This window comes from uncultured Thiocystis sp., assembly GCF_903866365.1.
Classification (GTDB): domain Bacteria; phylum Pseudomonadota; class Gammaproteobacteria; order Chromatiales; family Chromatiaceae; genus Chromatium.
In genome coordinates this window covers 1-8,959 of sequence record NZ_CAIPNF010000469.1, presented here as the reverse complement: position 1 = coordinate 8,959, position 8,959 = coordinate 1, and the positions used below count along the sequence as shown (strand labels likewise).

At 63.0% G+C, this 8,959-nt stretch carries 6 protein-coding genes and 1 pseudogene; all 7 read left to right on the top strand.

What is annotated here, in order from left to right; all coding sequences use genetic code 11:
* Positions 1-186: 186 nt before the first annotated feature.
* Complete coding sequence (locus tag QZY07_RS25820) at positions 187-1,053, top strand: nucleotidyltransferase domain-containing protein (RefSeq protein WP_295409046.1); 867 nt, start codon at positions 187-189, stop codon at positions 1,051-1,053.
* 155 nt (positions 1,054-1,208) lie between these two features.
* Positions 1,209-1,964, top strand: coding sequence for a response regulator (locus tag QZY07_RS25815; RefSeq protein WP_295409044.1), 756 nt, complete (start codon positions 1,209-1,211; stop codon positions 1,962-1,964).
* A gap of 52 nt (positions 1,965-2,016) precedes the next feature.
* Entirely contained in the window at positions 2,017-4,647 is a 2,631-nt protein-coding gene (locus QZY07_RS25810) for an ADP-ribosylglycohydrolase family protein (RefSeq protein ID WP_295409042.1), read from the top strand.
* Between the two features lie 83 nt (positions 4,648-4,730).
* Complete coding sequence (locus tag QZY07_RS25805; protein ID WP_295409040.1) at positions 4,731-7,181, top strand: hypothetical protein; 2,451 nt, start codon at positions 4,731-4,733, stop codon at positions 7,179-7,181.
* 58 nt (positions 7,182-7,239) lie between these two features.
* Entirely contained in the window at positions 7,240-7,788 is a 549-nt protein-coding gene (locus QZY07_RS25800; protein ID WP_295409038.1) for a hypothetical protein, read from the top strand.
* Between the two features lie 26 nt (positions 7,789-7,814).
* On the top strand, positions 7,815-8,237 hold the full coding sequence (locus tag QZY07_RS25795) for a hypothetical protein (protein WP_295409036.1): 423 nt from the start codon (positions 7,815-7,817) through the stop codon (positions 8,235-8,237).
* 619 nt (positions 8,238-8,856) lie between these two features.
* Positions 8,857-8,959 (top strand): annotated as a pseudogene (locus QZY07_RS25790) (IS1595 family transposase); the annotation flags it as partial.

Genomic DNA, 8,959 nt, shown 5'->3' with positions numbered 1-8,959 from the left:
GGTGCGCCACCTGAGCATGAACCTGTTCGATCAGGAGGGGTCGGCGATCAGCTTGGCCAAGAAGCGCCGCAAGGCCGCGTGGAATGACGACTATCGCGCCAAGGTCGTGTTCGGCTGAGAATTTAAACGCGCTCGCCCTGGTCTTTTACGCGCGTCGGAACCGGCGGTCAGACGCGTCCTGACAGCATGACCGCACCGCCACCTTCCCCCGCTGCTAGCGATAACCTCGCCCCCGCTGTGGGCCGTTCCCCCGAGAAGCCATGCGCCATCGCGCCGGCGATCCGGACCGAGATCCTTGCTCGCTTGGCCGCCATCGAGGCCGCGCATGAGGTCCGCATCCTCTATGCCTGCGAATCAGGCAGTCGGGGCTGGGGCTTCGCCTCGCCCGATAGCGACTACGATGTGCGCTTTCTCTACGTTCACCCGCTGGCTTGGTATCTGCGCGTCCGCGCCCAACGCGATGTCATCGAGCAGCCGATCAGCGGCGACCTGGACATCAACGGCTGGGAGTTGCGCAAGGCCCTGGGGCTCCTTGGGAAAGGCAATGCGACCCTGATCGAATGGCTGGACTCGCCGATCGTCTACCGTGCCGATCCAGTTTTTTTGGCGGCGCTGCGCGCGGCCGCCCGACGGCTGCACCGGCCCGAGCGATCTTTTCATCATTACCTGCACATGGCGCGGGGCAATGCCCGAGCCTACCTGGGCGGCGAACGGGTGCGCCTCAAGAAATATCTCTATGTGCTGCGCCCGCTGTTGGCGACGTGCTGGGTCGAACAGGGACGCGGACCCGCGCCAATGCGTTTCGAGACCCTGGTCGAGACGCTGATCGATGAGCCGGCCTTGCGCGCCGCCATCGCGGAGCTGTTGCGCTGCAAGCGTGCGGTGGGCGAGGCCGAGTACGGGGCGCCGCTGCCACTGCTCAATGCCTTCATTGAGCGCGAACTGTTGCGCCTGGAGTCGGTGACGCTGCCCGCCAAGGTGTCGAGCGACGGGACGGAACTGGACCGACTCTTGTTCGAGACCGTGCTTCGGGTGACGGGTGAGATGGCCTGAGCGCCTCGATCAACCCAATTGCACGCCAAGGGCTCGCGCTTGAATCGGCCCGTGTCGGGGTCGCTTGGCCCATCGCGGCGCCTGCGCTTCAAGCACATTCCGCTGCTCGACAAGTCAGTCGCACTCGTCTATGCTTTTGCTGTCGTTGACAGTAAATGGTGTCATATATCTTGATCCAAGGGTATCAAGACTGGCGGGGCAATGCGGCCGCCCTCGCGGCGACCGCGGCTGAGATCCTGAAGCCCGTGGGCGCGGAGGATGAGCGGCTGAACGAGCGGCTGGTGCGCTATTACACGCAGGCCGGCATCCTCAGCCGGCCTGAGCGGGCGGGGCGTGACGCGGTGTTCGGGTTCCGCCAAGTCTTGGAACTCGTGGCCGCGCGCGAGTTGGCGCGCGATGGGTGGCCGTTGGCGAAGATCGCCGAGTGGAACCAAACGGCGGATGAGCGCGCTTTGCTGGATCTGATCGATCACGGCCAACCCGTCGCGCCCTTGCCCCAGCGCAACGAGGGCAGCGTCAGGTTTCCCGAGACCCGACGCTTGGCGCTGGCGGTGAACGATGACCCCACGGCCGATCTGGAACTCTATGCGTGGCTCGCCGCTCGCGGCGTGGCTGTCCTTCGCGCCTATTCCACCGCGCAGGCCCTCGCCCTGCTGGAGCGCGCGCGCGTGCATGTGGTGATCTCGGATCTGGCGCGGGTGGAGGCTGGTGTGCTGAACAAGCGCGCGGGCATGGTGCTGGCGCAAGCGATCCGCCGGCAGGGCTCGGATGTGCCACTCGTTCTCTACACGCTCGACAAGTCACCGCCCGTCAAGGCGTTGGCGTTGGCGTTGGCGTTGGAGGCGGGCGCCAACTACGTGACCGAAGGACCGAGCGATTTACGTGAGTGGCTGCAACGGATCGGCCTCTGATGACGCCCTCGCGCCGTACTGATGATGAACCAGAACGCCAGGAGGCGAACCGATGACAGTGTTGACCAGCACGTCCCATCCCCTGCGCATCGATGCCGTGGCCGCGCCAACGGGGGGTGTCATCGGCATGACCTTCTGCCCCGGCAAGCAGCAGAAACACTCCATCAGCGGTCACTGGGACCGCGACCTCGCGAGCGACCTGGCCATCATCCAGGACTGGGGCGCCGAGGTCGTCGTGACCCTCATGGAACCGGAGGAACTCGCCGCCGTCGGCGTCGCGCAGCTTGGCGATGCCGTGGAAGCGCTTGGCCTGGATTGGTATCATCTGCCCATCCGCGACGTGCATCCGCCAGGGCAGCGTTTCGAGAACCGCTGGATCCTCTATGGGCTGAAGCTGCGCCGCCTGCTGCGCCGTGGGGGACGCTGCGTCCTGCACTGCCGCGGCGGTCTTGGCCGCACCGGGACGGTGGCGGCGCGCCTGTTGGTGGAACTCGGACTGTCGCCGCCGGAGGCAATCAACGCCGTGCGCGCGGCGCGTCCCGGCACCATCGAGACGGCGGCGCAAGCGGCGCATGTCCTGGCCTGCCAAGCGCCACACGCCGATGAAGCCTTCCTGGACCGCGCGCTGGGTTGTCTGCTCGGGGGCGCGGTCGGCGACGGTTTCGGGTATGCGGTGGAGTTCGACAGCCTCGGCATGATCCAGCAACGCTTCGGGGCCGCCGGTCTGCGCGAGCCCGTGCTGACGGGCGGTCAACTGCGCGTCAGCGACGACACCCAGATGACATTGTTTACATTGGAGGGGCTCGCCCGGGTGGACGCCGACGTCGATTCAGACCGGCTGCTCGCCAGTCTCCAGCACGCCTATCTCGACTGGCTCGCCACCCAGGGCGGCCAGACCAAGGGCGCCGTCGTCCATGGCACGCTCGCCAAGCGCCAGGCGATGCGCCGCGCGCGCGCGCCCGGTAACACCTGTCTCTCCGCCCTCAAGGCCGGAGGTCATGGAACCCCACAGCGCCCCATCAATGACTCCAAGGGTTGCGGGGCGGTCATGCGGGTGGCGCCGCTCGGCTGGGTGACGCCAGGCGGTCGCGGCATCATCTTCGATCGCGCGGCTCGCGCCGGGGCGCTCACCCACGGGCATCCTGACGGCTGGGCCAGCGCGGGGATGCTCGCGGCCCTGATTGGTGAGTTGTGTTACGGCAAGGGACTTCGGCTTGCCCTCCAGGATGCCAAGTCCATCACGGCGCAGGCCCTCGCTCACCAAGGCCAACGCGCCAACCTGCCGCAGGCCGTGCAGCAGGCGGAGCATTTGGCCAAACGGCGGCGCAACGCCACCGAGCGCGCCATCGCCGAGATCGGTCAAGGCTGGGTGGGGGAGGAGGCGCTTGCGATTGCGCTGTATGCGGTGCTCACGGCCAACAGCTTCGAAGATGCCATCCGACGGGCGACTAACCACAGCGGCGATTCCGACTCCACAGCCTCGATTGCCGGACAGATCTGGGGCGCCTGGAAGGGGATCGACAGCTTGCCGATGGCTTGGGTCCGCCGCTTGGACGTCTTGCCGGAATGCTTGCACGGTGTCTCCGAACTGGCCAAGCATGGCCATTCCGCAGCTATGACCGCCGCCATGCGCCGCAACAAGCAGCTCGAACCCAGCATCAATACCTGTATCGACATCCTGGAGATGGTGCATGTGCTGCACCGGCGCGGCTATCAGAAGCTGCGGATCGCGCCCGGCATCTCCTCCTCTGGTTGTTACTGGCGAGTGGCGGTCGCCCCGAGTGACAACTCTCTCGATGACCATGGCGCCTTGCTCCGCGACTACAGCGACGCGGCCCATCACACCTCCGGCAATGGTGTGCATCCCTTTGCCTGGCGCGATGTCCAGGGTGCAACGGCACCTGAGCTGGCTGATCTGTTTCTGGAGCGATATCCGGATCTTGCCAGACGCGGAGAGGGTTCCGACTGGCCCTACGCGGGCTGGTATCTGGAGGTTCTGAGGCATGTGTCCCGTGGAGCGTGGCCTGTCGCGTATTGGGATGAGTACACCGAGATCGAGCCAGGGTCTCTGAAACTGGTCTATATCGACCACTCCGCGACTGGCCAGATGCCCGCGCCGCCGCTGCCGACGGCCGTGAGCCTCGCTTCGTCCATGCCTCAATCGCCTCCCGTTCCCGAGGCGCCAGCCGATCCGGAATCCAACGTCGAGGCGATCGACTACGATGAGATCGATCTGAAGCAGGTGAGTCTGTACGAGCAGGCGCAGCGCGTTCAGGCGCTGATCGCCTTCTACCACCAGTGGGAAGCGGCCCTGATGCCCTTCACCGCGACCGTCTGGGACTCGCTCACCGAGCCGAAAGCGCAGAAGGTGGACTTCATGGCGACGACACTCGGCATCAAAGGCAACGATAAACTCGCGCTGCGCAAAGTGCTGGAAACTTATCTGAAGGAGACCGACGCGGCGATTGCGGCGGTCGCAGACATTGACACTGAATACGACATCCTGGAACAGCAGGACGCGTATTGGGAGGAGGTGTGTCGCTACTTTCGGCACCTGGACGCGATGATCGAAAGCAACGCGCAGCGCTGGGCACATTTGCTCAACGGCGAGCCGATGGATCCGCCACCCGAGCCAGCGCAAACCGCGCAGGTGATCAGGGGACCGTGGCTGCGGTTGGTTTAAGACCGTTTGAATGACCCTCGTTTTGTCGCTGATGACGACCGACCTTGGGATAGGTACCGATAGACGATGCTCAGGATGATGGAATGAGTCTACCTGCCTTTCTGCACTGCGTGCCGCTACCAGACTTCGAGGGGCTGAAGCTCGCCGTCACCGCGACGCGCAGCCTTGAGCTGTTTAGCGACTTGGCTAGGCGGGTCAAGCAACTTGCTCCGTTGAAGTGGGCTGAGCGCTTCGATGTCATGGATGAATGCCTTGATGTGGTTCTCATCGAGCCTGATCAACCAGCAGGATTCGCGTTCACCGGATTGTCGCTGGCGGAGCTATGGGCCGCCTTGCTCGCGGATCCAGCCGCCGTTGCTGACCTAGCCGCCTGGCGGCAAGCGCTGGCTGTAGAGGGCATCCAGGCGTTGCGCGAGGCGGCTCGGGCGCGCATCGGGGCACGCCCCCGTTGTACGTATTTCGGGGAGATCCGAGTCTGGATGCCGTCACAGTATCGAAGCGCCCCCTTGGTGATTTTGCCGCCGGCGCTCGCACGTTTGCTTAAGGCCGCCAATCCCAACTGGGAGCCGTCGCGCCGCTCGCGCTGGTGTGTTGAGTTGACGCATATGCTTGGTGCGCCTGGCTATCGTCTGCCGACCCGCGGAAAACGCTTCCCGGTGCGAGGGGCGCCGTTTCTGAGCCGATGGCTGGGTTGGGAATACATGCGGTTGCAGCCGCAGCCAACCGTCGTGGGCATCGAGCATTGGGAATTGCTGTTGACGCTACCCAGCCTCGAAACAAGCTATTTTTCTAACCACTTTCGTGTCCGCAATCTGTTTGCACACCTGCGGGTCACTCGCGTTTTCGACAGGGAGCTTAAAGCGGCGGTGCTGGTGCTCGATGAAGTGCAAAGCGATTGGATCATCGATCTGCGCCGCCAGCGGCTCGGGCGTCCACGGCCAAATCCAAGCCTCTCGCGTGATTGGTCGGGTGACTGGTCGGCCCAGCCCGTCCCCGCCTGTCCCGTTGAACGTGATTGGCTCACGATTGCGGTCGATGCCCTCATTGATCATGCGCATGTTCATGGCTGCGACTCTATCGCGTGGGTGCCTGGCGCTATCCAACGCGAGCTGAATCCTACTCTGCCGCTTTCCGTGGCGCAGCGTCTCTACGACCGCGACTTCCCGCGGCGTCTGCGCGAGCGGCTGAGTCGGCGTGCTCCCGAACGATCGATACTCCAGGAGGTGAGGATCCAATACCCCACGTACCGGCGTGATCGCCTCATCGCCAACCGGCGAGGCAAGGGCTGGTTCCTGGTGGCAGGCGATGGGGAAACGCCTGTCTCGTGCGCTGTTCGTGACTATGGGGCGATTTTTGATCTGTTTCGGGATGAGGCAACTCCGGTGCTGGAATCTCTTCCGGCCATCGCAATGCCGGGAAGACTGCTTTCGGAGCTTGAAGCCACACGTACACTTGAGCTAGGCCCGCTTGCCGCTGATCTGGAAGCTCTGGCATCGAAGCGCGCAAGCCGGCAGCAGCTTCCATCGCGGCGTCATTTTCCGTTTGTCAGTCTGGAAGGCGATGCGCTGTTTGAATGCGCTTGCGATCTGACGGAGGCCGAGGCTGGTCGGCATGAAGAGCACTGGGAAATTTTCGACCGGCGCCTCGATGACTTCATCGCAACAGAGTTGGCCGAGGCGGTACAGCATGCCCATCGCGTCGAGTTGGGCCACGTCGATGTCAAGGAGCAGGCGTGGTTGATGGCTGCGGGCGAAACCTGTGGAATGGGCTTGCTCCACAGTGATCGGCCAGAGGACTGTAATCAGGTCGGCATCCTGATCGTGGTTGCACTGACCCGCGATAGCGACACGAAGAACCCTGCCGAACGCTCTGTTGCCGCCTATCCATTTTTTGCCGGGGGCCGGGACTTCGAGGTCCGAGTCGAAGAGGTTTATCTGTATCCCAATCGACTGGAGGCGCGTTTGGACATCAGCATCAAGGGTATCTCGCTGTGGGTCTTCGATGCGCTGTTTTATCAGCATCGCACCTTTTATCGAGGTGGTCAGAAAGTCCGTTTCCGCTTGTGTGGTCTCGCCTATGACATCGCACCAACGCAACCAGAAGAAACCCTGATCGATGATCCCGAAACCATTCGTCGGATGCGTGCGATCCAGGCGTGGAAGGATCAATATGGGTTCTACAGCCCCCAGTTAGACGAAGCCGCCGCGCTGGCGGCTTGGAAAGAAACGTCGCAGGCCGATCGCGAACCGATTCAGAACCAATGGTCACTCGATCCGAGCCTGTCGCAAGGTGAGGGGTCCTCAACCGAAGATGTATGGTACCAAGGCGAGGTGGTGCATCTCGTTCCTGACGCGCATCGGTTGCTTGGTGTGCCCGTGTGGCGTGTCGATATTGTGGTAGGCAGACTCGATGATGATCCATGGATTGTGCCTTTCTTCGTCACCGAGCACACTTTCAAAGACGGCTGGCGTCCAAGCCCAGGCGACAATGTCAGCGGCTCGGCCTGGATCCAGGGCTGGATGGTGACCGACTGAGCAGGCCCGCGCCGCATCCCCCAGCGCAACGTAACCCGCGCAACCGGAGCAAGCCGAGATGAGCGAAGACAATCAACCCACCTGCGACCATTGCCAACAACCGCTCGGTAACCGTTACATCGCCCTCGAACGGCGTATCGATCAGGTCCGTATGCTGAGCGAAGACGATTTCGAGCACGGCGAGCCGGAGTGGGGGCCGGACGCCGATGACGATTGGCGCGACGAAGATGATGGGCCAGACCTCATCGAGGGCATCGAGCCGCTCGATGCCGAGGAAGTGGCGAGCTACTGCGGCCAGGCTTGTTGGTCCGTCGCCGAGGCCGATTGGATCGAACGCCTGGGCTTGCAAACCCCCTACCCCGAGGAGGGTGTCATGGTGCCCTGCTCACGCTGCGGCGCCATGATCGACCGCACGCAACCGCATGTCTCCTACAACATGAGCGATGGCGAGTTCACCACCGATGCCGACGGCAACGAGTGCATGATGATCCACGAAGGTACTTGCCTGGCGGTGCTGTGCAACGGCTGCGAGGCGGCCGAGGTCAGCGAGGAGAGTCGCCTTGTCCCAGAAACCGCCGATGCGGTTGGACGCGATCTCGGCTGCTGACGCGGTTCAGACATGGGAGCAAGGCAATGAATTCGCTGTCTGTCGACTTCTTTTCCAGTGAATTTTCTCCGTCTTATGAGCTGGAGATGTTCGAGCTGCTGGTTGACGGCAAGCCGATGGCGGCGTGGTTGATGGACACGAATGATGGGATTCCCTTGTGGCTCGTCGAGGACGGTCTGCCGATGTGGCGGCCCCATGACCCGCATCCAGATCCGAACTTGCGCATCGTGACGGTCTGCGGCTGCGGGGAGTACGGCTGCGGACACTCCCGATGCACGGTGCATATCGAAGACGCCACTGTCGTCTTCGATGATTTTCAGGGCAATGTCAGCGCCGCGGCGCGAGCGATCAGGTTCGTGTTTCCTTTGACTGAGTACGAAGCCGTTTTACGCCAGGTCAATGAGGCAAAGGCGCGTGACGCTACCTGGACGCTCAGCGATCTTCGTTAGGGGCTGGCGCAGGTAGTCCGGGAGTCGAACCCGGCCCTCCTGACCCGAAGCCAGACGCTCCGTGCTCCATCCCGCGCCAGCGGAAACAGGATAGTTCACGTCCTGGTTGCTGCGCTACCCGGATCGTCAAGCGTCGCGTTCACTGAGCGCTGATATCGGCGGGCTGCCATTGACCTGGAACCGGGTCGGTCAGCCCATCAATGAAGCCGATCGATTCTGGTTCGAGATGGGCATCACACTCAACGGGTTGGAAAGGTCGAGCATGCTCATTGCTCATTGCAAGTGTTAGCGGCGCTTGATTGCCTGATCAGCGTCTTGACAAACCGCTAGCGCTTGTGATCGACTTCGAAAGTGCGCTCCCAAGTATAAACGGGTGATAGGCTGGACTCGACGCCAGTCGGCGCACAGACGCCACTGCCTAACGGGCAGCTTTGATGCAGGTTTCGTGCGATCCGGAACACTCGATCCAGTGGCGTCTGCCCAGCCGTGGCCCGAGACCGCGCTAGGGGACTTCGGTTGACGGGTCTGCGCCCCGTCCCACGGCATGGGTTCTTCAAGACAAATCTCCCCCGCTAATTCCAGATGGGGGGTAGTCGGTTAGTGCCTCCTGTCGCAAGATGTGGGGGTGAATCCTACTGACCAATCCATATACCCGACCTTGGTGGCAGGGCGCGACTACCCGCGCAGTTACCGTGAGTTTGTCGAAATGTTCCCAGACGACC